Raw genomic sequence first — 215 nt, 5'->3', positions numbered from 1 at the left:
CCCGGAGCGGGCCGCCCTGCTGGCGCACGAGCGGGCCCACCTGAGGGCCCGTCACCACCTCTTCCTGGCCGCCGCCGAGTACGCCGCCGTGCTCCACCCCGCGCTGCGAAGGCTGCGCGGCCCGCTGGGCTACCACCTGGAGCGCTGGGCCGACGAGTCGGCCGCCCGCTCGGTCGGGGACCGCGCGCTGACCGCCCGCGCGGTCGGCCGGGCCG

1 protein-coding gene is annotated in these 215 nt (G+C 80.9%); it reads left to right on the top strand.

Translation table 11 applies throughout. The annotated features are described in order from the left end of the window. On the top strand, window positions 1-215 hold a 215-nt coding region (locus tag C7C46_RS33755), incomplete at both ends, for a M48 family metalloprotease (RefSeq protein ID WP_484421967.1).

The organism is Streptomyces tateyamensis, from assembly GCF_003205575.1.
GTDB lineage: Bacteria > Actinomycetota > Actinomycetes > Streptomycetales > Streptomycetaceae > Kitasatospora > Kitasatospora tateyamensis.
This window is presented reverse-complemented; position numbering and strand designations above follow the sequence as displayed.